Origin of the sequence: Rahnella woolbedingensis, assembly GCF_003602095.1 — a bacterium.
Lineage (GTDB): Bacteria > Pseudomonadota > Gammaproteobacteria > Enterobacterales > Enterobacteriaceae > Rahnella > Rahnella woolbedingensis.
The window spans coordinates 17,414-43,400 of the sequence record NZ_RAHH01000025.1; the positions used below are offsets into that span (position 1 = coordinate 17,414).

Annotated in this window: 24 protein-coding genes; 21 read left to right on the forward strand and 3 right to left on the reverse strand. The window is 54.2% G+C overall.

Annotation, left to right across the window (positions count from 1 at the left end; all coding sequences use genetic code 11):
• Positions 1-79 precede the first annotated feature (79 nt).
• Positions 80-1,384 (forward strand): phosphopyruvate hydratase, encoded by a 1,305-nt coding sequence (eno, locus tag D6C13_RS18970; protein WP_120134239.1) that lies wholly within the window; start codon positions 80-82, stop codon positions 1,382-1,384.
• 165 nt (positions 1,385-1,549) lie between these two features.
• Entirely contained in the window at positions 1,550-2,221 is a 672-nt protein-coding gene (gene queE, locus D6C13_RS18975; protein ID WP_120134240.1) for a 7-carboxy-7-deazaguanine synthase QueE, read from the forward strand.
• A 129-nt stretch (positions 2,222-2,350) separates the two neighbouring features.
• Here queE and queD read toward each other — a convergent pair whose 3' ends face one another.
• Positions 2,351-2,710 (reverse strand): 6-carboxytetrahydropterin synthase QueD, encoded by a 360-nt coding sequence (gene queD, locus D6C13_RS18980; RefSeq protein ID WP_120134241.1) that lies wholly within the window; start codon positions 2,708-2,710, stop codon positions 2,351-2,353.
• A gap of 168 nt (positions 2,711-2,878) precedes the next feature.
• On the opposite strand from queD, the gene D6C13_RS18985 reads away from it, so the two are divergent.
• The 4 genes from D6C13_RS18985 (at position 2,879) to D6C13_RS19000 (ending at position 8,553) form a co-directional block, all read left to right on the forward strand.
• A complete protein-coding gene (locus tag D6C13_RS18985) occupies positions 2,879-3,880 on the forward strand; it encodes an alpha/beta hydrolase-fold protein (protein ID WP_120134242.1) in 1,002 nt (333 codons plus the stop codon).
• Between the two features lie 344 nt (positions 3,881-4,224).
• Entirely contained in the window at positions 4,225-6,027 is a 1,803-nt protein-coding gene (gene cysJ / locus D6C13_RS18990; RefSeq protein ID WP_120134243.1) for an NADPH-dependent assimilatory sulfite reductase flavoprotein subunit, read from the forward strand.
• 27 nt (positions 6,028-6,054) lie between these two features.
• Positions 6,055-7,791: an assimilatory sulfite reductase (NADPH) hemoprotein subunit gene (cysI, locus tag D6C13_RS18995; protein ID WP_120134294.1), complete on the forward strand. Its 1,737-nt coding sequence runs from the start codon at positions 6,055-6,057 to the stop codon at positions 7,789-7,791.
• Between the two features lie 24 nt (positions 7,792-7,815).
• The gene (locus D6C13_RS19000; protein ID WP_120134244.1) at positions 7,816-8,553 is read left to right on the forward strand and encodes a phosphoadenylyl-sulfate reductase; all 738 of its coding nucleotides are present in this window, start codon (positions 7,816-7,818) and stop codon (positions 8,551-8,553) included.
• A 158-nt stretch (positions 8,554-8,711) separates the two neighbouring features.
• Here the strand turns inward: D6C13_RS19000 and D6C13_RS19005 are convergent, their stop codons facing one another.
• Positions 8,712-9,749, reverse strand: coding sequence for an aminopeptidase (locus tag D6C13_RS19005; RefSeq protein ID WP_120134245.1), 1,038 nt, complete (start codon positions 9,747-9,749; stop codon positions 8,712-8,714).
• Positions 9,750-10,000: 251 nt separating this feature from the next.
• On the opposite strand from D6C13_RS19005, the gene cysG reads away from it, so the two are divergent.
• From cysG to rpoS, 13 genes are all read left to right on the forward strand, one after another.
• Positions 10,001-11,425 (forward strand): siroheme synthase CysG, encoded by a 1,425-nt coding sequence (gene cysG, locus D6C13_RS19010; protein ID WP_120134246.1) that lies wholly within the window; start codon positions 10,001-10,003, stop codon positions 11,423-11,425.
• A 10-nt stretch (positions 11,426-11,435) separates the two neighbouring features.
• Complete coding sequence (gene cysD / locus D6C13_RS19015; protein WP_112287719.1) at positions 11,436-12,344, forward strand: sulfate adenylyltransferase subunit CysD; 909 nt, start codon at positions 11,436-11,438, stop codon at positions 12,342-12,344.
• Positions 12,345-12,357: 13 nt separating this feature from the next.
• Positions 12,358-13,785, forward strand: coding sequence for a sulfate adenylyltransferase subunit CysN (gene cysN, locus D6C13_RS19020; protein ID WP_120134247.1), 1,428 nt, complete (start codon positions 12,358-12,360; stop codon positions 13,783-13,785).
• A gap of 1 nt (position 13,786) precedes the next feature.
• Positions 13,787-14,428 carry an adenylyl-sulfate kinase gene (gene cysC / locus D6C13_RS19025; protein ID WP_120134248.1) on the forward strand — a complete coding sequence of 214 codons (642 nt, stop codon included), beginning with the start codon at positions 13,787-13,789 and terminating at the stop codon, positions 14,426-14,428.
• Positions 14,429-14,487: 59 nt separating this feature from the next.
• Positions 14,488-14,868, forward strand: a complete 381-nt coding sequence (locus D6C13_RS19030) for a DUF3561 family protein (protein ID WP_120134249.1) — start codon at positions 14,488-14,490, stop codon at positions 14,866-14,868.
• Positions 14,869-15,035: 167 nt separating this feature from the next.
• Positions 15,036-15,356, forward strand: coding sequence for a cell division protein FtsB (ftsB, locus tag D6C13_RS19035; protein ID WP_112287715.1), 321 nt, complete (start codon positions 15,036-15,038; stop codon positions 15,354-15,356).
• A 2-nt stretch (positions 15,357-15,358) separates the two neighbouring features.
• Positions 15,359-16,078 (forward strand): 2-C-methyl-D-erythritol 4-phosphate cytidylyltransferase, encoded by a 720-nt coding sequence (gene ispD / locus D6C13_RS19040; RefSeq protein WP_120134250.1) that lies wholly within the window; start codon positions 15,359-15,361, stop codon positions 16,076-16,078.
• Positions 16,078-16,551 (forward strand): 2-C-methyl-D-erythritol 2,4-cyclodiphosphate synthase, encoded by a 474-nt coding sequence (ispF, locus tag D6C13_RS19045; protein ID WP_015695903.1) that lies wholly within the window; start codon positions 16,078-16,080, stop codon positions 16,549-16,551. The genes ispD and ispF overlap by 1 nt, the downstream gene beginning before the upstream one ends.
• Positions 16,552-16,573: 22 nt before the next feature.
• Positions 16,574-17,620: a tRNA pseudouridine(13) synthase TruD gene (gene truD / locus D6C13_RS19050; RefSeq protein WP_167458051.1), complete on the forward strand. Its 1,047-nt coding sequence runs from the start codon at positions 16,574-16,576 to the stop codon at positions 17,618-17,620.
• The gene (gene surE / locus D6C13_RS19055; RefSeq protein WP_167458050.1) at positions 17,601-18,365 is read left to right on the forward strand and encodes a 5'/3'-nucleotidase SurE; all 765 of its coding nucleotides are present in this window, start codon (positions 17,601-17,603) and stop codon (positions 18,363-18,365) included. The genes truD and surE overlap by 20 nt, the downstream gene beginning before the upstream one ends.
• Entirely contained in the window at positions 18,355-18,981 is a 627-nt protein-coding gene (locus D6C13_RS19060; RefSeq protein WP_120134251.1) for a protein-L-isoaspartate(D-aspartate) O-methyltransferase, read from the forward strand. The genes surE and D6C13_RS19060 overlap by 11 nt, the downstream gene beginning before the upstream one ends.
• 242 nt (positions 18,982-19,223) lie before the next feature.
• Positions 19,224-20,246 carry a murein hydrolase activator NlpD gene (gene nlpD, locus D6C13_RS19065; protein ID WP_120134252.1) on the forward strand — a complete coding sequence of 341 codons (1,023 nt, stop codon included), beginning with the start codon at positions 19,224-19,226 and terminating at the stop codon, positions 20,244-20,246.
• 51 nt (positions 20,247-20,297) lie between these two features.
• The gene (gene rpoS / locus D6C13_RS19070; protein WP_120134253.1) at positions 20,298-21,284 is read left to right on the forward strand and encodes an RNA polymerase sigma factor RpoS; all 987 of its coding nucleotides are present in this window, start codon (positions 20,298-20,300) and stop codon (positions 21,282-21,284) included.
• Positions 21,285-21,393: 109 nt separating this feature from the next.
• Here the strand turns inward: rpoS and mutS are convergent, their stop codons facing one another.
• Positions 21,394-23,940, reverse strand: coding sequence for a DNA mismatch repair protein MutS (gene mutS, locus D6C13_RS19075; protein ID WP_120134297.1), 2,547 nt, complete (start codon positions 23,938-23,940; stop codon positions 21,394-21,396).
• Between the two features lie 261 nt (positions 23,941-24,201).
• Here mutS and mltB point away from each other — a divergent pair, with 261 nt between their 5' ends.
• Both mltB and pncC read left to right on the forward strand, forming a co-directional pair.
• Entirely contained in the window at positions 24,202-25,305 is a 1,104-nt protein-coding gene (gene mltB / locus D6C13_RS19080) for a lytic murein transglycosylase B (protein WP_120134254.1), read from the forward strand.
• 161 nt (positions 25,306-25,466) lie between these two features.
• Positions 25,467-25,961, forward strand: coding sequence for a nicotinamide-nucleotide amidase (pncC, locus tag D6C13_RS19085; protein WP_120134255.1), 495 nt, complete (start codon positions 25,467-25,469; stop codon positions 25,959-25,961).
• Positions 25,962-25,987 lie beyond the last annotated feature (26 nt).

A 25,987-nucleotide genomic window follows, 5' to 3' on the forward strand; every position in this document is an offset into this window, starting at 1 on the left:
ATATAGGGGAAACGATGTATGGCGTTGGCCATACATTGTTTGTCTGAAGCTTTAGTTAACTTGTACTGAGGAAATCTTAATGTCTAAAATCGTTAAAGTTATCGGCCGTGAAATCATCGACTCCCGTGGTAACCCAACTGTAGAAGCTGAAGTTCATCTGGAAGGTGGTTTTGTTGGTCTGGCTGCTGCGCCATCAGGTGCTTCTACCGGTTCCCGCGAAGCGCTGGAACTGCGTGACGGTGACAAATCCCGTTTCCTGGGCAAAGGCGTACTGAAAGCCGTTGCTGCGGTTAACGGTCCTATCGCTCAGGCTGTAATGGGTAAAGACGCGAAAGACCAGGCTAACATCGACAAAATCATGATCGACCTGGACGGTACCGAGAACAAATCTCAGTTCGGTGCTAACGCGATTCTGGCTGTTTCCCTGGCTGCTGCTAAAGCGGCTGCTGCTTCTAAAGGTCTGCCACTGTACGCTCACATCGCAGAACTGAACGGCACCCCAGGCAAATACTCTATGCCACTGCCTATGATGAACATCATCAACGGCGGCGAACACGCTGATAACAACGTTGATATTCAAGAGTTCATGATCCAGCCTGTTGGCGCAAAAACTCTGAAAGAAGCCATCCGTATGGGTTCTGAAGTGTTCCACACCCTGGCTAAAGTTCTGAAATCTAAAGGCATGGGTACTGCTGTTGGTGACGAAGGTGGCTATGCGCCAAACCTGGGTTCTAACGCAGAAGCTCTGGCTGTAATCGCTGAAGCGGTTAAAGCAGCAGGCTACGAACTGGGTAAAGACATCACTCTGGCGATGGACTGTGCAGCATCTGAGTTCTACAAAGATGGCAAATACGTTCTGGCTGGCGAAGGCAACAAAGCTTTCACATCTGAAGAGTTCACTCACTTCCTGGAAGACCTGACTAAACAGTACCCAATCGTTTCTATCGAAGACGGTCTGGACGAGTCTGACTGGGATGGCTTTGCTTACCAGACTAAAGTTCTGGGCGACAAAATCCAGCTGGTAGGTGACGATCTGTTCGTAACCAACACCAAAATCCTGAAAGAAGGTATCGACAAAGGCATCGTTAACTCCATCTTGATCAAATTCAACCAGATCGGTTCTCTGACCGAAACTCTGGCTGCGATCAAAATGGCGAAAGACGCTGGCTACACTGCCGTTATCTCTCACCGTTCAGGCGAAACTGAAGACGCGACTATCGCTGACCTGGCGGTTGGTACTGCTGCAGGCCAGATCAAAACCGGTTCTATGAGCCGTTCTGACCGTGTTGCTAAATACAACCAGCTGATCCGTATCGAAGAAGCGCTGGCGGCACAGGGTACTCCTGCTCCGTTCAACGGTCTGAAAGAAGTTAAAGGTCAGTAATTACTGCCCCGTAACGCTTTCTTAAAACCCGCTCCGGCGGGTTTTTTTATGCGAAAAATTTGGCAATACAGAAATCTGCCATACTCATTTACAGCACAAGTTTGGCCTCACCGGCCGTATCTGCAATAATGCGCGCTGATTTTTTGAGAGATGACTGAGAAACCGATGCAGTACCCGATTAATGAGATGTTCGAAACCCTGCAAGGGGAAGGCTATTTTACCGGCGTGCCGGCGATTTTCGTTCGCCTGCAAGGCTGTCCTGTGGGTTGCAGCTGGTGTGATACCAAACACACCTGGGATAAAATTGCCGATCGGGAAGTCGATATGCAGCGTATTCTGGTCAAAACGCAAGAGAGTGATGCCTGGGGCAATGCCACATCAGAACAACTTCTCGACGTGATCGTGCAGCAAGGTTACACCGCGCGCCACGTAGTGATCACCGGCGGCGAACCGTGCATTTACGATCTCACTGAGCTGACCTCATTGCTGGAAAAGAACGGTTTCAGCTGCCAGATTGAAACCAGCGGCACGCACGAAGTGCGTTGCTCGGTAAATACCTGGGTGACCGTTTCCCCGAAAGTGAATATGCGTGGCGGTTACGACATTGTGCTGCAGGCACTGAAACGTGCTGATGAAGTGAAACATCCGGTGGCGCGTCAGCGTGATATCGACGCACTGGACGAACTGCTTGAAACGCTGACTGACAGCAAGGCGCGGATTATTGCCTTACAGCCAATCAGTCAAAAAGAAGAAGCCACCAGACTGTGCATTGCGACCTGCATTGCAAGGAACTGGCGGCTGTCGATGCAGACGCATAAGTACTTAAATATCGCCTGATTTCCTGCATCCTTCGCGCTGTCTCTGCATTGACTGCTTTCATTCACCCCGGTCACTGACTATTGTCAGCTCCGGGGGATTCATTCAATTGCCGCCTGGATACAGCACGAACGATTTTGGGTATCTGAATTAGCCCTTATACACGCAACCCGCAGTGCAGGTTTCTTTAACGCGTACGGCGCTGAGCAGTGGCAGCTTAGGTTTCATCTCATTCCAGATCCACTCGGCCAGTACTTCGCTGGTCGGGTTTTCTAAGCCCGGAATATCGTTCAGATTGTAGTGATCGAGACGATCCAGAGTCGGATTAAACGCGGCTTTCAGATCGGCGAAATCCATCACCCAGCCGGTGTGCGGATCCACTTCACCGGTTATCTCGATACGGACTGTGAAAGAGTGGCCATGCAACCTGCCGCACTTATGCCCGGCAGGCACGTGCGGTAAATGGTGGGCGGCTTCGAACTGAAAATCTTTAAATAATGTGGTGGTCATGAGGCAGTCTCGTTGCTCGAAAAAACGCGGCATAGTACCGGAATACCGGCTTACGTGCCATGACTTAACTGCGCTTTTCTTCACCAAATCCTGACTTTTACTCTCTTTACTCCGCCCGCATTGCTGGCTTACAGTGAGCCGGTAGAAACTAACCTGTTGAGATAGTGAATGATTACTGTGCTTCGTTGCGCTGTTCTGGCGCTGCTGTTCTCTGCCAGTGTGCAGGCAGAAACCACGGCACCTGCCCGGGAAGCCGCGCCCGCTGTGGCTAAACCGGCTGCCGATGTGGCGAAAGTCTCTGTGACTAAAGCGCCGGTTGCCAAAGTTCCTCTGGTCTTCCCGCAGGGCTCAGGCGTGATGCATATTGGGCTTGCGGGCGGTAAAAAGCCGCTGGAAGTTTTCACCTATCAGCCGGTCGGTGCAGATGAAACCACGCCGGTCGTTATTGTCATGACGGGCGTTGACCGTAACGCGGCCACCTACCGCAATGACTGGATGACGGTGGCCGATCAATATCATTTGCGCGTGGTCGTGCCGCATTTCAGCGAGCAGGATTTCCCCGGTGCCGCGGGCTATAACCTCGGCAATCTCACCGACAGCAAAACCCATCACCGTTTGCCGAAATCGCAGTGGGCGTTCAGCATTGTCGATAACCTGTTTACGACGCTGCAAAAGCAGGGCGTCACTCAGCAGAAACAATATTATCTGTTTGGCAACAGCGCGGGCTGCCAGTTTGTCCACCGCATGCTGACACTGTTGCCTGAGCCGAATGTGAAAGCCGCCGTCTGTGCGGCTGCGGGCTGGTGGACGTTGCCGGATACCGATCAGCGCTGGCCTTACGGTTTGCGTGAAGCGCCGGTTACCGTCAGCCAGCAGCAGCTCAATGATTACTTTGCCAAACCGGTGCTGATTGCGGTGGGTGCAGAAGACGACGACCCTGAAAACCGCCTGCTGCGTAAATCCAAGCAGGCGATGGCGCAGGGGACTAACCGTCTGGAACGCGCTGAAAGCTATTTCACCACGTCTCAGCAGCGCGCCGAGCAGAACAATACGCCGTTTAACTGGCATTTTATGGACTTGTCAGACGTCGGGCACAGCGGCAGTAAAATGTCGGTGTTTGCCGCCGGACAGTTTGCCTGGTTTGAGCAGCACAACGCGTTCCACCTCTGAAACCGTCTGTGCGAAAGCCTGCCTGAAAAAAATTCATCACCCCGCTCCGGCGGGTTTTTTCTTTATTCCTCCGCCACTTGGCGATGAACAAATAAACCATCGGGATTTTTTTTAGCGATTTCAGTACGATAAAAATCACCGCTTACCACTTTTTCAGATAGAACTTACCTCTAAATCCTCTTAGTCATTTTGGTTATTTATTATTTCCATCACTTCTTTAATTGTTATTATCCGGCTCGTTAACCTACATCTTCTAAAAGGTCTTTCCCGCGCGTATTCACATGGTATAAGCCGCCGGAGGCCGGATTGATGACTTGCTTCTGCATAAGGGAATTCGTACCGCGATGACGACTCAGGCACCTCCAATTTCACTGCTCCCGCTGACCCCCGAGCAAATGGCCCGCCTTCAATCGGCGATTGGTGATTATTCGCCGACTCAGATGGCCTGGTTATCCGGCTATTTCTGGGGAATGGTCAATCAGCAACCGGGCGCGGTGGCCGCTCAGGTTCCGCTACAGGCTGCCGCGTCGGTCACCCTGATTTCTGCTTCGCAAACCGGTAACGCCCGTCGTGTCGCGGAACTGTTACGCGATGATCTGACGGCGGCGAAAATTAACGTCAATCTGGTGAATGCCGGTGACTATAAATTCAAACAAATTGGCCAGGAAAAGCTGCTGCTGATCGTGGCCTCCACGCAGGGCGAAGGCGAACAGGCGGAAGAAGCGGTCGCGTTGCATAAATTCCTGCAATCCAAAAAAGCCCCGCAAATGAAAGACACCGCTTTTGCCGTGTTTGCTTTGGGCGACACATCCTATGAATTTTTCTGTCAGGCGGGTAAAGACTTTGATACCCGTCTGGGCGAGCTCGGCGCAGAACGTTTGTTAGACCGCGTTGATGCGGATGTGGAATATAAAGAAACCGCCGAAAGCTGGCGTAAGCGCATTGTCGATGTGCTGAAACAGCGCGTCCCGGCCGATACCGGTGCGCAGCCCGCGCCGACGCTGGCGGGCAGCGTTAATCAGGTCGACAGCAGTCCTTACACCAAAGAAGCGCCGCTGACGGCGACTCTGGCGGTTAACCAGAAAATTACCGGCCGCGATTCTGACAAAGACGTTCGTCATCTGGAAATCGAACTCGGTGATTCCGGACTGCGTTACCAGCCGGGCGATGCGCTGGGGATCTGGTTTGAAAACGATCCGCAACTGGTGCAGGAAATCGTCGAGCTGCTGTGGCTAAAAGGCGATGAAGTCGTTGAATTGAATGATAAAAAACTGCCGCTTTCTGAAGCACTGCAACATCACATCGAACTGACCCAGAACACTACGCCGATTATTGAGAAATACGCCGCGCTTTGCCGGGACGAACACCTGACCGGTCTGCTGGCGGATAAACCTGCGCTTCAGCAATACGCGCAGACGGTGCCGTTCGCCGACATGGTGCGCCGCGCACCGACTGAACTGGATGCCCAGCAACTGGTGGATTTACTGCGTCCGCTGACGCCGCGCCTGTATTCAATTGCCTCTTCGCAGGCGGAAACAGAATCTGAAGTGCACATTACGGTGGGGGTGGTGCGTTACGACATCGATGGTCGTGCGCGTTCCGGCGGTGCTTCCGGCTATCTGGCCGATCGTCTGGAAGAAGACGGCGAAGTGAAAGTCTTCATCGAGCACAACGACAATTTCCGTCTGCCCGCTAACCCTGAAACGCCCGTCATTATGATAGGGCCCGGCACTGGCATTGCGCCATTCCGCGCCTTCATCCAGCAGCGTGATAACGACGGCGCTACCGGCAAAAACTGGCTGTTCTTCGGCAATCCGCACTTTACCGATGATTTCCTGTATCAGGTTGAATGGCAGCGTTACGTGAAAGACGGCCTGCTGACCAATATCTCTCTGGCATGGTCACGCGACCAGGCAGAAAAAGTGTACGTACAGGACAAACTGCGCGAGCAGGGCGCTGAAGTCTGGCAATGGTTGCAGGAAGGCGCGCACGTGTATGTCTGCGGCGATGCCAATCGTATGGCGAAAGACGTAGAGCAGGCGTTACTGGAAATCATTGCCGAATACGGCGTGATGGATCTGGAAACTGCCGACGAATATCTCAGTGAATTACGTCTTGATCGCCGTTACCAGCGCGACGTCTATTAACGAATCAGAGCAATGAGCGAAAACCTTATGAGCAATAAGTTGTGGAGTGAACTCAATCCCGGTCCGGGCCCGCTGATCGTCGATGCCCCGCTGGCTGACGCCGAACGCCTGAAGACGGAAAGTAATTTCCTGCGCGGAACCATCACCGAAGATTTAAAAGACGGCCTGACCGGTGGCTTCAACGGTGACAACTTCCTGTTGATCCGTTTCCACGGTATGTATCAGCAGGATGACCGTGATATCCGCGCAGAACGCGCTGAGCAGAAACTGGAACCGCGTCACGCCATGATGTTGCGTTGTCGTTTGCCTGGCGGGGTGATGACGCCTGCGCAGTGGCTCGGCATCGACAAATTTGCGGACGACAGCACGCTGTACGGCAGCATCCGTATTACTAACCGTCAGACTTTCCAGTTCCACGGCATCCTGAAACCGAACGTGAAACCGGTGCATCAGTTGCTGAATAAACTCGGTCTGGACGCGCTGGCGACCGCCAACGACGTTAACCGTAACGTGTTGTGTACGTCGAATCCGGTGGAGTCTGCACTGCATCAGGAAGCGTATCAGTGGGCGAAGAAAATTTCCGAGCACCTGCTGCCGCGTACCCGCGCTTACGCCGAGGTCTGGCTGGATCAGGAAAAAGTCGAAACTACCGACGAAGAGCCGATTCTTGGCGCGACGTATCTGCCGCGGAAATTCAAAACGACGGTCGTTATTCCGCCGCAGAACGACGTGGATCTGCATGCCAACGACCTGAACTTCGTGGCGATTGCAGATAACGGCAAACTGGTCGGTTTCAACGTGCTGGTCGGCGGCGGGCTTTCTATCGCGCATGGTGATAAAGCCACTTACGCACGCACCGCCAGCGAACTGGGCTTTATTCCGCTGGAGAACACGCTGGCCGTCGCCGAAGCCGTGGTGACCACGCAGCGCGACTGGGGCAACCGCACCAACCGTAAAAACGCCAAAACCAAATACACGCTGGAACGCGTTGGCGTGCCGGTATTCAAAGCCGAAGTCGAAAAACGCGCAGGCATTCAGTTTGGCGATGTTCGTCCTTATGAATTCACCGGACGTGGTGATCGTATCGGCTGGGTAAAAGGTATCGACAAACAATGGCACCTGACGCTGTTTATCGAAAATGGCCGTATTCTCGATTATCCGGGCAAGCCGCTGAAAACCGGACTGGCAGAAATTGCTAAGATCCATAAAGGTGATTTCAGGCTTACTGCTAACCAGAATCTGATCGTGGCCGGTGTCTCTGAAAAAGACAAAGACACTATAGAAACTCTGGCGCGTAATCACGGCCTGATTGACGACGGCGTCACCGAGCAGCGTAAAAACTCGATGGCCTGTGTGTCTTATCCGACCTGTCCGCTGGCGATGGCGGAAGCAGAACGTTTCCTGCCTGAGTTTGTGACTAAAGTCGAAGGCATCATGCACGCGCACGGCGTAGGCGATGAACATATCGTTCTGCGTGTGACCGGTTGCCCGAACGGCTGTGGCCGCGCGCTGCTGGCCGAAATTGGTCTGGTGGGTAAAGCGATGAACCGCTACAACCTGCACCTTGGCGGTAACCGCGCCGGAACCCGCATTCCGCGCATGTACCGCGAAAACATTTCAGATGCTGAAATCCTGAGCATCATTGACGAACTGGTCGGACGCTGGTCGAAAGAGCGTGAAACCGGTGAAGGCTTTGGTGACTTTGTGATCCGCGCCGGGATCATTAAGCCCGTGCTGGATCCCGCACGCGACTTTTATGACTAAGCGCGATAACCGACAGGAGGCGATATGAGTTTGCTGAATATTACTCTGGCTGAACTGAACGAACTGCCGAAGTCCGGACAATCCATGGCGCTGGCGGAAATTAACGTCAGTCTGGAAAAGCTGTCCGCGCAGGAGCGTGTGCAATGGGCGCTGGAAAATATGCCTGGCGAATTCGCGCTGTCTTCCAGCTTCGGCATTCAGGCGGCAGTCTGTCTGCACTTAGTCACTCAGCAGAAACCGGACATTCCGGTGATCCTCACCGATACCGGTTATCTGTTCCCGGAAACCTATCAGTTCATCGATACGTTAACCGAACAGCTGAACCTGAATTTGCAGGTGTTCCGCGCGGAGCATTCGGCGGCGTGGCAGGAAGCGCGCTACGGCAAACTTTGGGAGCAGGGCGTCGAAGGTATCGAGAAGTACAATCACATCAACAAAGTCGAGCCAATGAATCGGGCGATTCAGCAACTGGGCGTGCAGACCTGGTTCGCCGGTCTGCGTCGTGAGCAATCCGGCAGCCGTGCGCATCTGCCGGTGCTGGCGGTACAACGCGGTGTGTTTAAAATTCTTCCGATCATCGACTGGGACAACCGTCAGATCTTCCGCTATCTGCAAGACAACGGCCTGAGCTATCACCCGTTGTGGGATCAGGGCTATCTTTCCGTGGGTGACACGCACACAACGAAAAAGTGGGAAGAAGGGATGAAAGAGGAAGACACGCGATTCTTTGGTCTTAAACGCGAATGTGGCTTACACGAATAAATCCCCGTCATACTTCGGGCTACAGATGCGTTGGCTGCGTTCAGTCGCCCGAATCACTGACTAATGTCAGCTCATCGGGACTTCTTCGCTTGCCGCCTTCCTGCCACCCGAATTATTTAAGGGATTGCTGAAAACAATCCCTTAAATTCACTTCTTAATCAGGCGTGTTTCGCCGGTTTCGCCAGATCCTTCAAGAGCGGATACAGCACTTTCACGGTATCGCGGGAGCGTTTTTCGATGCGGCCTGGCAGCGCTTTATCCAGATATTGCAGATTGTCGAACTGGCTCTGATAACGCGTGGTGCCCAGCGGGAAATGGCGGGTGATCGCACGTTGCTGTTCGCCGTCTTTCTTACCCAGCGCAAAGTTGGTCGCCGTGACGTTCAGCAGCGGCAGACGCGCATCGTCCAGCGCTTTTATCCCGTTACAGCAATGCGTGCCTGCGTGGCTTTCTGCCGGAATGCCCAGGCTGCGGGCAATATTCAGTGCGCGCACCCGGGTCAGTTTCGCTACGGCGACTGACGTATTCATGCCGCTGTTAAAATACAATCTGTCGCCGGTTACCAGCGAATCGAGATTGATCACCAGCAGGGTGTTTTTCTTCTCTTCAGCGCTCATGCGGTTCACAAAATCTTCCGCGCCTTTTGCCCCGGTTTCTTCCGCGCTCAGCGCCACGAAACGCAGGCTGTAATGCGTCGGGATGGCCTGCATACGTTCGGCCAGTTCCAGCATCACACCGACGCCAGAGGCGTTGTCATCGACACCCTGCAAGGTCAGTCCGCCGAGATTATGGTTGGTATCGCTGTCGCTTTGCGGCACATAGGTATCGAAATGCGCCATCACGATAATTTGTTGCGGCACTTCACCCGCGCGTGCGGCAATCACCGACGTGGCGTGAATATTCTGCCAGTTCTGTTTGCCCGCATTGCTGGTGTAAAGATAACGGGTATCGAATCCGCGCAAATCGCTCTTATACCCGAACTTGCTGAACTGCTGATTCAAATATTCAGCGGCGATAAGTTCTGCCGGACTCCCTGCCATGCGGCCGGGAAAATAGGTCGCAATGTGACGAATCTGCTGACTGGCGATCATACCGATTGCCGGAAGCGGTGCAGAAGCCGCCATCGCATGACCCAAACCGGCGCAGCTCAGGCCTAAAACCAGCAGCGCCCGCGTCATGCGTGAAAAAGAAAACATAGCCAAAAATCCTTATTTGCTGGTCAAAGCGACCGGAAGGTAATCAAACAACAGGCCGCGTGTGGCGGTCTTTGTGGGGCATACAGTATGCGATTCTCTGCGCAATTAGACAATTTCCCGTTATCCCAAACCGCTCTTTTTGTCGGGCTATATTCCATTTAGTAACTAATCATTCCTTTTCGTCATTTCAGATCAATTATTGCCTGCACGTATAGTTTGTTTATTAATCCTGACAATCAATAAAGGCTTTTGTGGACTATCTACCAATATTTGCCGACCTCAAACAACGCCCTGTTCTGGTTGTTGGTGGTGGCGAAGTCGCTGCTCGCAAAATCGATCTTCTCCTGCGGGCAGGTGCGCAAGTACGGATAGTCGCACAGGCACTTTCTCCCGAGCTGGAACAACGCAGGCAGGCCGCACAAATCAGCTGGTCTGCCCGGTCATTTTTGCCGGAACAGCTCGACGATGTTTTTCTGGTGATTGCCGCCACTGACGACGCTGCGCTGAATGCTGAAGTTTTCGAGCAGGCCAACCAGCGCCATGTTCTGGCTAACGTGGTTGACGATCAGCCAAAGTGCTCTTTCATTTTTCCCTCGATTGTCGACCGTTCGCCGATTGTGGTGGCGATTTCTTCCAGCGGTAAAGCGCCGGTACTTGCCAGAATGCTGCGCGAAAAGCTGGAAACCTTGCTGCCGAACAGTCTGGGGCAAATGGCCGATATCGCCGGGCGCTGGCGTGAAAATGTGAAAACGCAGTTCAGTTCCATGCGTGCACGTCGCCGTTTCTGGGAACACGCGTTCGCCGGACGTTTTGCCAGCCTCGCCTCTGCGGGAAAGCTCGCAGAAGCCGAACAGGCACTGCAACAGCAGTTAGAAAGTGCGCAAGACGTCTCGCATAACGGCAATGTCACGCTGGTGGGCGCAGGGCCGGGTGATGCAGGATTGCTCACCTTACGCGGGTTGCAGGTCATGCAGCAGGCCGATGTGGTGCTTTACGACCATCTGGTGAGCGACGAAGTATTAGATCTGGTGCGCCGTGATGCGGACAAGATTTGTGTCGGTAAGCGTGCGGGCAGCCATTCTGTCGCGCAGGAAGAAACCAACCGCATGCTGGTTGAACTGGCGCAGCAGGGGAAAAAAGTGGTGCGCCTTAAAGGCGGCGACCCGTTTATTTTCGGTCGTGGCGGCGAAGAATTACAGGCGGTGCAGGCGGCGGGCATTCCTTTCCAGGTGGTTCCCGGCGTGACGGCAGCGGCGGGCGCGACCGCCTACGCAGGCATTCCGCTGACGCACCGTGATCATGCCCAGAGCGTGGTTTTCGTGACCGGACATTGCCGTCCCGAAGACAACGGCATCCAGTGGGAGACGCTGGCCAGGGGCAAACAAACATTGGCGATTTACATGGGCACGCTCAAAGCGGCTGAAATCAGCCAGCAACTGATCGCCCATGGTCGCGCAGCGAATACGCCCGTTGCGGTCATCGGACGGGGAACGCGTTCTGATCAGCAGGTGCTGACCGGAACACTCGATAATCTTGAACATCTGGCTCAACAGGCGCCGACGCCGGCGTTACTGGTGATTGGTGAAGTGGTATCGCTTCATCAGCAACTGGCCTGGTTTGGGCATCATCCTGAGACTGACGGCACCCAACGCCCGTCGGTTGTGAATTTGGCTTAAAGGATCTGTTATGGACGAAAAACGACTGACTCATTTGCGGCAACTGGAGGCGGAGAGTATCCATATCATCCGTGAAGTGGCTGCTGAATTCGCCAACCCGGTGATGATGTACTCCATCGGGAAAGATTCCTCGGTGATGCTGCACCTGGCACGCAAAGCCTTCTTCCCGGGCACGCTGCCGTTCCCGTTGCTGCATGTGGATACCGGCTGGAAATTTCGCGAGATGTACGAATTCCGTGACCGCACGGCGAAGAACTATGGTTTCGAGCTGATTGTGCATAAAAACCCGGAAGGTGTGGCGATGGGCATTAACCCGTTCGTTCACGGCAGTGCGAAACACACCGACATCATGAAAACCGAAGGTCTGAAACAGGCGCTGAGCAAACACGGTTTTGATGCCGCGTTCGGCGGTGCCCGTCGTGACGAAGAAAAATCCCGTGCCAAAGAACGCATCTATTCGTTCCGCGACCGTTTCCACCGCTGGGATCCGAAAAACCAGCGCCCTGAGTTGTGGCACAACTACAACGGCCAGATTAACAAAGGCGAAAGCATTCGCGTCTTTCCGCTCTCCAACTGGACTGAGCTGGACATCTGGCAGTACATCTATCTGGAAAATATCGAGATCGTTCCGCTGTATCTGGCCGCGCCGCGTCCGGTGCTGGAACGCGACGGTATGCTGCTGATGGTGGATGACGATCGTATTGATCTGCAACCGGGCGAAGTTATCGAGAAGAAAATGGTGCGTTTCCGTACCCTGGGTTGCTGGCCACTGACCGGTGCCGTGGAATCCGAAGCACAATCGCTGCCGGAGATCATTGAAGAAATGCTGGTATCGACTACCAGTGAACGTCAGGGACGAGCGATCGACCGTGATCAGGCCGGTTCGATGGAACTGAAAAAGCGTCAAGGGTATTTCTGAGGAGCCGCAGCTAATGAATAACGCAATTGCACAACAAATCGCGGAGCAGGGCGGCGTCGAAGCTTACCTGCACGCTCAGCAACACAAAAGCCTGCTGCGCTTCCTGACCTGCGGCAGCGTCGATGACGGCAAAAGTACGTTGATCGGACGTCTGCTGCATGACACCCGTCAGATCTACGAAGATCAGCTGTCCTCCCTGCACAACGACAGCAAACGCCACGGAACCCAGGGCGAGAAACTGGATCTGGCATTGCTGGTGGACGGCTTACAGGCCGAACGCGAGCAGGGCATTACCATCGACGTGGCTTACCGTTATTTCTCCACCGAGAAGCGTAAGTTCATCATCGCCGACACGCCGGGGCACGAGCAGTACACCCGTAACATGGCGACCGGCGCATCGACCTGTGATCTGGCAATCTTACTGATCGACGCCCGTAAAGGCGTGCTGGATCAAACCCGACGTCACAGCTTCATTGCGACATTGCTCGGGATCCGCCATCTGGTGGTTGCCGTCAATAAAATGGATCTGGTGGATTACAGCGAAACGGTTTACGAGCAATTTAAACAGGATTATCTGGATTTCGCTCAGCAACTGCCGACCGATCTGGACATCAAATTTGTGCCGCTCTCTGCGCTGGAAGGCGACAACGTGGCTACGCAGAGCGAGAAAATGAGCTGGTACACCGGCCCGACGCTGCTCGACGTGCTGGAGACGGTCAACATCATCAACATCCGTGAACAGCAACCAATGCGTTTCCCGGTGCAGTATGTGAACCGTCCGAATCTCGATTTCCGCGGCTATGCCGGTACGCTGGCATCGGGTTCAGTGCGCGTAGGCCAGAAAATCAAAGTGTTGCCATCAGGTGTGGAATCTACCGTGGCACGTATTGTGACGTTTGACGGCGATTTGCAGGAAGCCTGGGCAGGCGAAGCGATTACGCTGGTGCTGGCCGATGAACGTGACATCAGCCGTGGCGACACGCTGGTTGATGCTGAAGAAACCGTTAAGCCGGTGCAGAACGCCAAAGTCGATGTGGTGTGGATGGCAGAACAACCACTGAGCGTCGGCCAGAGCTACGACATCAAAGTCGGTGGCAAGAAAGCCCGTGCGCGTGTGGAAAACATCGAATATCAGGTGGAAATCAACTCGCTGACGCAGCGTGTGGTGGAAAACCTGCCGCTCAACGGCATCGGTCTGGTTGAACTGGCCTTTGACGAACCGCTGGTGCTGGATAATTACCAGAGCAATGCGGTCACGGGGGGCATGATCTTCATCGATCGCCTGACTAACGTCACCGTGGGTGCCGGTCTGGTACGTGAAGCCGTTGAACAGGTTTATCAGGAATCGGATAAATACAGCGCGTTTGAGCTGGAACTGAACACTCTGGTTCGCCGTCACTTCCCGCACTGGGGCGCACGTGACCTGCTGGGTGGCAAATAAGATGGCGTCACCGGACGGGACAGTATTACAGAACGTTTCTTTGTTAAAAGATGAGAATGTTGTCTGGCATCCGCACGCTGTCACGCGTGCGGATCGCGAAAAGCAACATGGACATCGCGGCGCCGTATTATGGTTCACCGGGCTTTCGGGCTCGGGAAAATCCACGGTCGCAGGCGCGCTGGAACAGGCACTTCATGCGCAGGGCGTCAGCACGTATCTTCTCGATGGCGATAATGTCCGCCACGGGCTGTGCCGTGATCTGGGCTTCACTGACGATGACCGGCGTGAAAACATCCGTCGCGTGGGGGAAGTCGCAAAACTCATGGTGGATGCCGGGCAAGTCGTGCTGACTGCGTTCATCTCGCCGCATCGCGCCGAGCGCGACATGGTGCGTGATTTGCTTGAAGACGGTCAGTTTATTGAAGTGTTCGTGGATACGCCGCTGGCTATCTGTGAAGCACGTGACCCGAAAGGTTTATATAAAAAAGCCCGTGCGGGTGAACTGAAAAACTTCACCGGCATTGACTCCGAATATCAGCCGCCAGAGACCCCGGATGTGCATCTTGATGGTGAACAATTGGTAACACATTTGGTCCCGCAATTATTAGATGTGATGCGCCAGCGCGCTATTATCAAACCCTGAATGTTGCCGGCCAAACGCCACAGAGCGTGCAGGTTTACACTGAAATACAGGGATCATCTATGCAGGCTTTACTCAGCAGACTTGTCAGCCGGATCCGCGTGGATCGAACCGGGGAAATCAGCCCCCGGACACGCGTGCCTGTGCCGGTAACAGACAGTCCGGACACCGAAGACCCTTCCTACTCCATGCAGGGCGGATTCATTGGGTTTGTCTTCTACTGGCTGGCGTTTGCGATCCCTTTTCTGGTTTACGGTTCCAATACCCTGTTTTTTCTGCTCTACACCTGGCCGTTCTTCCTGGCGCTGATGCCGGTTTCCGTGCTGATAGGCATTGCGCTCAGCATGTTCTTTGCCGGTGGCTGGTTTAAAACCTCTCTGGCCAGCGCTATCTGCATCATTGGTATGTTCTGGACAGTCTTCTCTTTCCTGTCTGGCTGGTGACTTTTTCTGGCGGTTTTCCCTGCAAATTCCCTTCACGATGTAACCCATTGTGTCATTCTCACCCATAATTGCGTGCGTAAGTCTGATTCTCACCGGCATTTACCCTGCCGCAGTGGAGTCAGAGGGAAAGTTGTGGGATGATTGTCCAGCTTTTTTAGGGGGCGGGGATGGGCAAACTAACACTGCTATTACTGATTTTACTTGGCTGGCTACAGTATTCACTGTGGCTGGGTAAGAATGGTATTCACGATTATGTTCGTGTAAACGATGATGTTCAGGTGCAGCAAGGTAATAACGGCAAACTGAAATCACGTAATGATCAACTTTTCGCAGAAATCGACGATTTAAACGGCGGTCAGGAAGCGATCGAAGAACGCGCACGCAACGAACTGGGCATGATTAAACCCGGCGAGACTTTCTATCGTCTGGTGCCTGACAACAAACGTGCGCCGGGCAGCACCGTTTCGCAAAACAACCTGAATCAATAGCCATGAGTCATACCGCAGTTTCCCTTCCACAGGTCATTGCCGTGATACCGGCTGCCGGAATTGGCAGCCGTATGCAGGCAGAATGTCCCAAGCAGTACCTTTCTGTCGGCGGTAATACGTTGATAGAACACTCCATTCTCGCTTTACTGCAAAGCGGCAGAGTCAGCCAGGTCATTGTGGCGTTAAGTCCGCACGACACTCAGTTCTCACAACTTCCCATTGCCCGCGATCCGCGTATCCGCGTGGTGGAAGGCGGTGCTGAACGGGCTGAATCGGTCATGGCCGGACTGGATGTCGCCGGTGACCGCGGCTGGGTGCTGGTGCATGACGCCGCGCGCCCGTGTCTGCATCCGGACGACCTCAATAATCTGCTGGCGATCACCGCTACCAGTAAAGTCGGCGGGATCCTCGCCGCACCTGTGCGCGACACCATGAAACGGGGCGAACCCGGTGTGGCGGCCATTGCGCATACGGTCGACCGTCAGGATCTTTGGCATGCGCTGACGCCACAATTTTTCCCGCTCGAATTACTGAAAATCTGCCTGCGCCGTGCGCTCAATGAAGGTGCGGTGGTCACAGATGAAGCTTCTGCAATGGAATATTGCGGGTTTCATCCTATGCTGATCCCGGCACGGGCCGATAATATTAAAGTCACCCGGCCAGAAGATCTGGCGCTGGCAGAATTCTATTTAACCCGCTTATCCCAGAAGGAGAACGCATAATGCGTATCGGTCACGGTTTTGATGTACATAAGTTTGGCGGCGAAGGCCCGCTGGTGATCGGTGGTGTGCGTATCCCTTATCCGCAGGGTTTACTGGCGCATTCTGACGGCGATGTGGCGCTGCACGCGGCCACTGACGCACTGCTCGGTGCAGCCGCACTGGGTGATATCGGCAAGCTTTTCCCGGATACCGATCCGGCATTCAAAGGCGCTGACAGCCGTGAACTGCTGCGCGAAGCCTATCGCCGCATCCGCGCGAAAGGCTACAAGCTGGGCAATCTGGATATCACGATCATTGCACAGGCACCGAAAATGGCACCGCACATCCCGCAGATGCGTGTGTTTCTGGCCGAAGATTTGCAATGTCATATGGACGACGTCAATGTGAAAGCTACCACTACCGAACAGCTGGGCTTTACCGGGCGCGGCGAAGGTATTGCCTGCGAAGCCGTTGCTTTGCTGATTAAGGAATGATGTTGTGGAAGATTACCGCATGATAGATATGTCCCGTCTCACCTGGTTACTGGGCGAACCTGTCGCCACCGGCCAGCTGAAAGCCAATCCGGAAGACTTTATTGTCGAAGAGGATCTGGGCTTTGAGCCGGACGGAGAAGGTGAACATCTGTTGGTGCGGATCCGCAAAAATGGCTGCAACACGCAATTCGTCGCCGAGCAACTGGCGAGATTCGCCAAAGTGCATCCGCGCGACGTCAGTTATGCCGGTCTCAAGGACCGCCATGCGGTCACCGAACAATGGTTTTGCCTGCATCTGCCGGGCAAGGCTGACCCTGATTTAAGCCAGTTTGACCTCGAAGGCTGCGAAGTGGTTCGCGCCTCCCGCCATCGCAAAAAAATGCGTATCGGTACGCTGAAAGGCAATGCGTTTACGCTGGTGCTGCGACAGATAAGTGATATCGCTAACGTCGAAGCACGTCTGGAAAAAATCACCCAACAGGGCGTGCCGAACTATTTCGGTACCCAGCGCTTTGGTCGTGGTGGCAATAATCTGGTGCAGGCGAAACGCTGGGCGACCAACGAAGCGCGTCCGAAAGAACGCGCTAAGCGCAGCTTCTATCTTTCCGCCAGCCGCAGCGCGATGTTCAATATCGTCGCCAGTCAGCGTCTGGCAGAAGGCACCGTCCGTCAGCCGATGCTGGGCGACGCTTTGCAACTGAGCGGGCGCGGCAGCTGGTTTGTGGCAAAAGCTGAAGAGTTTGAATCGCTGCAACCTCGCGTTGAAAGTGGTGAATTGCTGGTGACGGCGCCTTTACCGGGTGACGGCCCGCTGGGCACGCTTGAAGATGCTGAAGCATTCGAACAAACCTGTCTCAGCGATCAGATGGATTTGCTGTCACTGCTCAAACGTGAACGGGTGGAACCTGCGCGCCGCGCCATTATGCTGCAACCTTTGCAAATGCAATGGCAGCGCTGGGATGACGTCACTCTGGAACTCAAATTCTGGCTACCGGCCGGCAGTTATGCCACCAGCGTGGTGCGTGAACTGATGAATCTGGATGAAGCTGATGCGGATATTACTGAGTAACGACGACGGCGTTCTGGCTCCGGGCATACAAGCGCTGGCGTCTGCGCTGCGTGAGTTTGCCGATGTGAAGCTGGTGGCCCCTGACCGTAACCGCAGCGGCGCGTCAAACGCGCTGACGCTGGACGGCCCGTTGCGTATTCAGTCTTACCCCAACGGTGATACTGCGGTGATTAACGGTACGCCGACCGACTGCGTGTATCTCGGCGTGAATACGCTGATGCGCCCGAAGCCGGATATCGTGGTCTCTGGCATTAATGCCGGGCCAAATCTGGGCGACGACGTGATTTACTCCGGCACGGTCGCCGCAGCGATGGAAGGCCGTCATCTGGGCTTTCCTGCGCTGGCGGTCTCGCTGGACGGACATCAGCATTACGACACGGCGGCGATCATCACCTGCCGTATCCTCAGGGCACTGGCGCGTGAGCCTTTGCGTACTGGCAAAATTCTGAATATTAACGTCCCGGATTTGCCGCTTTCGCAGGTTTTAGGCATCAAGGTAACGCGTTGCGGTAGCCGTCATCCGGCTGAGCAGGTATTTTGTCAGCAGGATCCGCGCGGTCAGGACTTGTACTGGATTGGCCCGCCGGGCGATAAGTTTGATGTCGCACCTGATACTGATTTTGCTGCCGTCGCGCAAGGTTATGTTTCAGTGACGCCACTTCAGGTGGATTTAACCGCCTATGCGGCTCAGGATGTCGTGGTCTCATGGTTGGAAAAGGCCGGGGTGAGCGCGAATGGTGAATAAGCCGATGTACAACCTGCTGGAACAGCTGCGCCAGCAGGGCATTCATGATGAAAAACTGCTGCATGCCATCGAGTCCGTGCCGCGTGAGCGGTTCGTCGATGAGGCGTTTCAACATAAAGCTTACGAAAATACCGCGTTGCCAATTGGCTCCGGCCAGACCATTTCTCAGCCTTATACCGTAGCGAGAATGACTGAGCTGCTGCGCCTTGAGCCTTCTTCGCGGGTGCTTGAAATTGGCACCGGTTCTGGCTATCAGACCGCCATTCTGGCGCATCTGGTGGAGCATGTTTTCTCGGTTGAGCGCATCAAGGGATTGCAATGGCAGGCGAAACGACGCCTCAAGCAACTCGATTTGCATAATGTCTCGACCCGTCATGGTGACGGCTGGCAGGGCTGGCCTTCGCGTGGCCCGTTTGACGCCATTATTGTCACCGCCGCACCACCTGAAATACCTCAAGATTTACTGCAACAACTCGATGATGGCGGGGTATTAATCCTGCCTGTGGGCGAAGAAAATCAGACACTGCAACGGATCACCCGTCGTGGTGATGAGTTTGTCGCAGAAAACATCGAAGCCGTTCGTTTTGTCCCGCTGGTGAAAGGCGAACTCGCCTGAAACCGGTGATGCGCCTGAGCCTTCAGGACTAACTCCTTAAAATTTAAATACAACTGTTATATGGTGCTGTACTGGCGATGTTGATAGCATCCACTACAGTTTTTTATGGCACAGCGGCATTCGGGCGAAGACCTGAATGAGCATGTTGCCTGCCCGCACCGTGTCCGATGACACGAAAAGCGCCAGCTGGCGCGGTGTGCGAGGTTAAAGAGATATTCTGAGATTGCCGTAACGGGGGAAATATGAGCACGGGAAGCCCAATAAAAACTTTAGGCCGCATTGCAGTGTGTACGTTTATCAGTGCCTGGATGGCGGGATGTACCAACACTTCAACCACATCCGCACCGATCAGCAGCGTCAATGGCGGTGGTAACAGTGGCAATGCCAGTCAGAATACTCTGAATTCCGCTCCGCAAATGGCACCTGCTGTCGGCTCTGGTGGACACATTGTGTACAACCGCAGCTACAACGCCATCCCTAAGGGAAGCTATAGCGGCAGTACCTATCAGGTGAAGCGTGGTGACACCCTGTTTTACATTGCCTGGATCACCGGCAATGACTTCCGTGACCTGGCCGCGCGCAATAATATCCCTGCGCCATACAGCCTTGAAGTCGGGCAGACAGTCCAGATAAATAACGTCTCTTCTGCGACCAGTTCGAGCAGTACGACAGCCGTCACAGATGCCACAAATGGCGGTGTTCCTAAAGTTCCTACAGGGGGAATGCTCACAGGTTCTGTGGTTGCATCTCAACCAACTACCACGTATTCTGATGCTTCTGGTAAACAGAATGTAGGTAAGATGTTGCCTACATCAGGTGCAGTTACTACCACCACAACACCTGTTGCTGTAGCCAGCACTCCCGTCGCCACCTCTGCAAATAATGGCGGTCCGGTTTCCTCTTGGAAATGGCCGACTGACGGGAAAATTATCGATAATTTCTCAGCTTCTGAAGGGGGAAATAAGGGGATCGATATCGCTGGTTCGCGTGGACAGTCTGTCGTAGCAACCGCCTCGGGGCGTGTGGTTTACGCGGGTAATGCTCTTCGCGGTTACGGTAATCTGATCATCATTAAACACAATGATGATTACCTGAGCGCCTATGCACATAACGATACAATGCTGGTCCGGGAACAACAAGAAGTGCAGGCGGGACAAAAAATAGCGACTATGGGTAGCACCGGAACCAGTTCAGTAAGATTGCATTTTGAAATTCGTTACAAGGGGAAATCCGTAAACCCGCTGCGTTATCTTCCGCAGCGATAAATCGGGGCAGAGCATTGATTCTGCCCTCGGGACCACGGGTAGGAGCAGCTTATGAGTCAGAATACGCTGAAAGTTAACGAGTTACATGATGATGTAGATTTCGATGAGAACAGCGCTGAAGCCTTTGACGAGAAAGCAGTAGTCGAAGAGACTGCCGACAACGATGCAGAAGAAGAATTGTTGTCGCAGGCTGTAAGCCAGAGAGTGCTGGACGCCACTCAACTGTACCTCGGTGAAATCGGTTATTCCCCTCTGCTTACCGCAGAAGAGGAAGTTTATTTTGCACGTCGCGCGCTGCGGGGAGATGTTCCTTCCCGCCGCCGTATGATTGAAAGTAATCTGCGTTTAGTGGTTAAGATTGCCCGCCGCTACAGTAATCGCGGTCTGGCACTGCTGGATTTGATCGAGGAAGGCAACCTGGGTCTGATCCGTGCGGTTGAAAAATTCGACCCTGAGCGCGGCTTCCGTTTCTCTACCTATGCAACATGGTGGATCCGTCAGACAATTGAACGGGCGATCATGAATCAAACCCGTACTATTCGTCTGCCGATTCACATCGTTAAAGAACTGAACGTTTATCTGCGTACCGCACGTGAACTTGCACATAAACTGGACCATGAGCCGAGCGCTGAAGAGATTGCTGAGCAACTCGACAAGCCGGTACATGACGTCAGCCGTATGTTGCGCCTTAATGAACGCATTACTTCTGTTGATACCCCGTTGGGTGGTGACTCAGAGAAAGCGTTGTTAGACATTCTGGCGGATGAAAAAGACAACGGCCCGGAAGACACCACACAAGACGACGATATGAAACAGAGTATCGTGAAGTGGTTATTCGAGTTGAATGCAAAACAGCGTGAAGTTCTGGCGCGTCGTTTCGGCCTGTTAGGCTATGAAGCAGCGACGCTGGAAGATGTAGGCCGTGAAATTGGTCTGACACGTGAACGTGTTCGTCAGATTCAGGTTGAAGGTTTGCGTCGCCTGCGTGAAATCTTGCAGGGGCAAGGACTGAGCATCGAAGCACTGTTCCGCGAGTAACTGACGCGTAAAACAGTCGCTGCATCATGCATGATCAGTAAGAACGAAAATAAAAACGGTGAGTTAATACTCACCGTTTTTTATGCGCGCTGATCAGGCCTGCAGGCACTTACACCATGTCTTTCAGACGATAGATCCACTCCAGCGCCTGACGTGGCGACAACGAATCCGCATCCAGCGCCTCCAGTGCTTCGACCGCCGGAGACACTTCTTCGGTCAGCAATGCCAGCTGCGGGCCATCGACTTTGCTGGCGGCGGCGTTATTGGACAACGTCTCCAGCTCTTTCAGTTTCTGGCGCGCACGCTTTATCACGTCACGTGGCACACCCGCCAGCGCCGCAACCGCCAGACCGTAACTCTTGCTGGCTGCACCGTCCTGCACGCTGTGCATAAAGGCGATAGTATCACCGTGTTCGATGGCATCCAGGTGCACGTTCACCGTGCCTTCCATTTTTTCCGGCAGCGTGGTCAGTTCAAAGTAATGGGTTGCGAACAACGTCATGGCCTTAATGCGGCTTGCGAGGTTTTCTGCGCAAGCCCATGCCAGCGACAGTCCATCATAGGTTGATGTCCCGCGCCCGATTTCATCCATCAGTACCAGACTGTTTTCGGTCGCATTGTGCAGGATATTCGCGGTCTCGGTCATTTCCACCATGAAGGTCGAACGCCCGGAAGCCAGATCGTCTGCCGCTCCGACACGGGTGAAGATGCGATCCACCGGTCCGATGATGGATGTCTCTGCCGGAACATAGCTGCCGATGTGCGCCATCAGGACGATCAGAGCCGCCTGACGCATATAGGTACTTTTACCGCCCATGTTCGGACCGGTAATGATCAGCATCCGTCGCGCCGGAGACATGTTCAGCGGATTAGAGATAAAGGGTTCGCTCAGCACCTGCTCAACCACCGGATGGCGGCCACCGGTAATATTAATACCTGGTTTTTCACTCATGGTCGGACAGGCGTAATTGAGCGTATAAGCACGTTCCGCCAGATTGCTCAGCACGTCCAGTTCGGCCAGCGCGCTGGCGCTTTGCTGCAAGGCGGACAGATGCGGCATCAGCAGGTCGAACAGTTCTTCGTACAGCGCTTTTTCCAGAGACAGCGCTTTGCCTTTGGAGGTCAGTACTTTGTCTTCGTACTCTTTCAGCTCAGGAATGATGTAGCGTTCAGCATTTTTCAGCGTCTGGCGGCGAACGTAATGAATTGGCACCAGATGGCTCTGACCGCGGCTCACCTGAATGTAATAACCGTGAACGCCGTTGAATCCGACTTTCAGCGTGTCCAGCCCCAGCTTTTCACGCTCACGGATCTCCAGGCGATCGAGATAATCCGTCGCGCCGTCTGCCAGCGCGCGCCACTCATCCAGCTCTGTGTTGTAACCCGGTGCTATCACGCCACCGTCACGCACCAGAACCGGCGGCGCTTCGACGACGGCGCGTTCAAGCAGTTCCACCAGTTCGGTAAAGTCACCGGTTTGTTCCACAAGTGTCTTTACATGCCCGGCTTCGGTTTCCTGCAAATTCTCGCGGATTTCCGGCAGTTGTTGCATGGCATGACGCATCCGGGCCAGATCCCGCGGACGTGCGCTGCGCAGAGCCAGACGCGCAAGAATACGCTCAAGATCGCCGACCTGACGCAGCACCGGCTGTAAATCGGCGGTGATATCCTGCAATGCGCCAATCGCCTGCTGACGATGGGTCAGCAGTTTGATATCGCGGCTCGGCATGTGGATCCAGCGTTTGAGCATACGGCTGCCCATCGGCGTCACGGCCTGATCCAGCACCGCTGCAAGCGTGTTTTCTACGCCACCTGCCAGATTTTGCGTCAGTTCCAGATTACGGCGCGTCGCCGCATCCATAATAATACCGTCCTGCTGGCGCTCCATGGTGACACCACGGATATGCGGCAGGGCAGTGCGCTGGGTATCTTTCACGTATTGCAGCAGACATCCGGCCGCACGCAGCGCCTGAGCAGCCTGCTCAACGCCGAAGCCGCTTAAATCACGGGTGCCAAATTGCAGATTAAGCTGCTGCTTCGCCGTTTCCAGCTCGAATTCCCACATCGGACGACGACGCAATCCGCGGCGGGAAGAAATCAGCGTCATGGCTTCAAAGCTTTCCGGATACAGTAATTCAGCCGGATTGGTGCGCTGTAATTCTGCTGCCATGGTTTCCAGATCGTCCGGCTGTGCCACACGGAAACGACCGGAGCTGATATCCAGCGTCGCATAGCCAAAGCCGCGCCCGTCCTGCCAGATCGCCGCCAGCAGGTTGTCATGGCGTTCGCTCAGCAGCGCTTCATCGCTGACGGTACCCGGCGTAACGATACGTACGACTTTACGCTCGACCGGCCCTTTGCTCAGCGCCGGATCACCAATCTGTTCCGCAATCGCAACGGATTCACCGAGCTGCACCAGTTTCGCCAGATAGCCTTCCACCGCATGATAAGGCACGCCCGCCATTGGGATCGGCTCACCGGCAGAAGCACCGCGTTTGGTCAGGGAGATGTCCATCAGCTGCGATGCGCGTTTCGCATCGTCATAAAACAGTTCGTAGAAGTCGCCCATACGATAAAACAGCAGAACTTCCGGGTTCTCTGCTTTAAGACGCAGGTACTGCTGCATCATCGGGGTGTGGGCATCCAGTCCGGTCATATTGTTTTGTTTTTCATTGAGTTGATTCAATTTTAAATCATCCTGTTGGCGTATACCGCCTGGGGCAACGACTTTACAACGGATCCTAACGTGAGTAGAGCCAAAAAACTATGCTGCATTCTGAACTTGCGTAACGTCGCGCAACTTATCCCAAAAAGTCACCTTCCCCCGAGTTGTAAAGACGGCGATTTTCAGTTTTTTCGGCTCTGATAATGCTCTACCATGTCGGCACCTCTTTTATTGCATGGTTACGGATATCCGATGCGCCACCTGGCAGTCATTCTTCCCCTGGTTCTTACACTTTCTGCATGTAGCAGTCATAAGCCCGCGCCTCAGCCTGAAGGGCCGCGTAATCCTTTCTCTGATGGAAGAAATGCCAGCGCTAATACGGTGCCCGGCGGCGGTTTTCTGCTCCAGCCTGAGCATACCGGTGCCGCGCAGACCGGAGACTTTGCCTATGATCCGGCCATGAATCAGTTTGTTGACAAAATGGTGCGTGAGCACGGTTTTGACCGTCAGCAGCTGCATGATGTGTTGTCGCAAACCAAACGTCTGGGATTTGTATTACGACTAATGGATCAGCAGGCACCTTCCGGTCCGCCATCGACCGTGCCAAACGGCGCGTGGAACCGTTATCGCAGCAAATTCATCACGCCGGATAACGTGCAAAATGGTGTGGTGTTCTGGAATCAATATCAGGATGCGTTGCAGCGTGCGGAGCAGGTCTATGGCGTGCCGCCGGAAATCATTGTCGGCATTATCGGCGTGGAAACCCGCTGGGGACGCGTAATGGGTAAAACCCGCATTATCGATGCGCTGGCGACCTTATCCTTTGCCTATCCGCGCCGTGCAGCGTATTTCTCCGGTGAACTGGAAACGTTCCTGCTGATGTCCCGTCGGGAAGGGGATGATCCGCTGAGTCTGCGCGGTTCCTTCGCCGGCGCAATGGGCTATGGCCAGTTTATGCCTTCTTCTTATAAAGATTATGCCGTGGACTTTAACGGCGATGGTCACGCCAACCTGTGGGATCCGGTTGATGCTATCGGCAGCGTCGCCAACTATTTCAAAGCCCATGGCTGGACCAAAGGCGCGCCCATCGCTGTTCCGGCAGCCGGACAGGCACCTTTGCTTGAAAACGGCTTCAAAACCAAATATCCGCTTTATACATTGAAGGCGGCAGGGCTGAGCCCGCTGGGTTCGCTCGGCAATTATCAGGAAGCGAGTCTGTTGCGCCTCGATATGGGCACCAACTACCAGTACTGGTACGGACTGCCGAACTTCTACACCATCACCCGTTACAACCACAGCGTGCATTATGCGATGGCGGTATGGCAGTTGGGTGAGGCGGTGAAAGCCGCGCGCTAACGCCGGTTTGTTCAATATCTTAAGGGCTGCAATTTGTGGCCCTTCTTTTTTCTTTTCGTGCTAATTCTGAATGCATCGCGCAAAACGCTTCGCCGGGACTCACACACCGGAAGAGAAATGCTAACATCGGATGAGATTCGGATGACCAGCCAGGACGGAATATGAACGAAGAAAATTTACATGAATTGAGTGTGGAGATCGGTGCTGAGCTGAAAGCGCAGGGGTTGTGGATCACCTGTGCAGAGTCCTGCACCGGCGGTCTGATTGCCAAATCCATCACGGATATCGCTGGCAGCTCCGCCTGGTTCGATCGCGGATTTGTTACTTACAGCAATGCGGCCAAGCATGAATTGCTGGGCGTTGCTGAGAGCACGCTTGAACAGTATGGCGCGGTGAGCGAGCAGGTGGTGCATGAAATGGCGCAAGGCGTGTTGCACGCTGCGGGCGCTGATGTGGCCGTGTCAGTCAGCGGCATTGCCGGACCTGACGGCGGTTCTGCGGAAAAACCTGTCGGCACGGTCTGGTTTGGATTTGCCGGAAAAGACGGGCGCGTTCTGACGGCTAAACAGCAGTTTTCCGGCGACCGCGAAGCCGTTCGTTTGCAAGCTGCTGTTTTTTCACTACAAACGGCATTGCGTGAGTTTATTAAAAATTAGGCTTGATACTGTATGAGCATACAGTA

Excerpts from the sequence above, each read along its gene's own strand:
- eno (WP_120134239.1), top strand. The coding sequence starts at position 80 with ATGTCTAAAATCGTTAAAGTTATCGGCCGTGAAATCATCGACTCCCGT.
- queE (WP_120134240.1), top strand. The coding sequence starts at position 1,550 with ATGCAGTACCCGATTAATGAGATGTTCGAAACCCTGCAAGGGGAAGGC.
- queD (WP_120134241.1), bottom strand. The coding sequence starts at position 2,710 with ATGACCACCACATTATTTAAAGATTTTCAGTTCGAAGCCGCCCACCAT.
- D6C13_RS18985 (WP_120134242.1), top strand. The coding sequence starts at position 2,879 with ATGATTACTGTGCTTCGTTGCGCTGTTCTGGCGCTGCTGTTCTCTGCC.
- cysJ (WP_120134243.1), top strand. The coding sequence starts at position 4,225 with ATGACGACTCAGGCACCTCCAATTTCACTGCTCCCGCTGACCCCCGAG.
- cysI (WP_120134294.1), top strand. The coding sequence starts at position 6,055 with ATGAGCAATAAGTTGTGGAGTGAACTCAATCCCGGTCCGGGCCCGCTG.
- D6C13_RS19000 (WP_120134244.1), top strand. The coding sequence starts at position 7,816 with ATGAGTTTGCTGAATATTACTCTGGCTGAACTGAACGAACTGCCGAAG.
- D6C13_RS19005 (WP_120134245.1), bottom strand. The coding sequence starts at position 9,749 with ATGTTTTCTTTTTCACGCATGACGCGGGCGCTGCTGGTTTTAGGCCTG.
- cysD (WP_112287719.1), top strand. The coding sequence starts at position 11,436 with ATGGACGAAAAACGACTGACTCATTTGCGGCAACTGGAGGCGGAGAGT.
- cysN (WP_120134247.1), top strand. The coding sequence starts at position 12,358 with ATGAATAACGCAATTGCACAACAAATCGCGGAGCAGGGCGGCGTCGAA.
- cysC (WP_120134248.1), top strand. The coding sequence starts at position 13,787 with ATGGCGTCACCGGACGGGACAGTATTACAGAACGTTTCTTTGTTAAAA.
- D6C13_RS19030 (WP_120134249.1), top strand. The coding sequence starts at position 14,488 with ATGCAGGCTTTACTCAGCAGACTTGTCAGCCGGATCCGCGTGGATCGA.
- ftsB (WP_112287715.1), top strand. The coding sequence starts at position 15,036 with ATGGGCAAACTAACACTGCTATTACTGATTTTACTTGGCTGGCTACAG.
- ispD (WP_120134250.1), top strand. The coding sequence starts at position 15,359 with ATGAGTCATACCGCAGTTTCCCTTCCACAGGTCATTGCCGTGATACCG.
- ispF (WP_015695903.1), top strand. The coding sequence starts at position 16,078 with ATGCGTATCGGTCACGGTTTTGATGTACATAAGTTTGGCGGCGAAGGC.
- surE (WP_167458050.1), top strand. The coding sequence starts at position 17,601 with ATGCGGATATTACTGAGTAACGACGACGGCGTTCTGGCTCCGGGCATA.
- D6C13_RS19060 (WP_120134251.1), top strand. The coding sequence starts at position 18,355 with ATGGTGAATAAGCCGATGTACAACCTGCTGGAACAGCTGCGCCAGCAG.
- nlpD (WP_120134252.1), top strand. The coding sequence starts at position 19,224 with ATGAGCACGGGAAGCCCAATAAAAACTTTAGGCCGCATTGCAGTGTGT.
- rpoS (WP_120134253.1), top strand. The coding sequence starts at position 20,298 with ATGAGTCAGAATACGCTGAAAGTTAACGAGTTACATGATGATGTAGAT.
- mutS (WP_120134297.1), bottom strand. The coding sequence starts at position 23,940 with ATGACCGGACTGGATGCCCACACCCCGATGATGCAGCAGTACCTGCGT.
- mltB (WP_120134254.1), top strand. The coding sequence starts at position 24,202 with ATGCGCCACCTGGCAGTCATTCTTCCCCTGGTTCTTACACTTTCTGCA.
- pncC (WP_120134255.1), top strand. The coding sequence starts at position 25,467 with ATGAACGAAGAAAATTTACATGAATTGAGTGTGGAGATCGGTGCTGAG.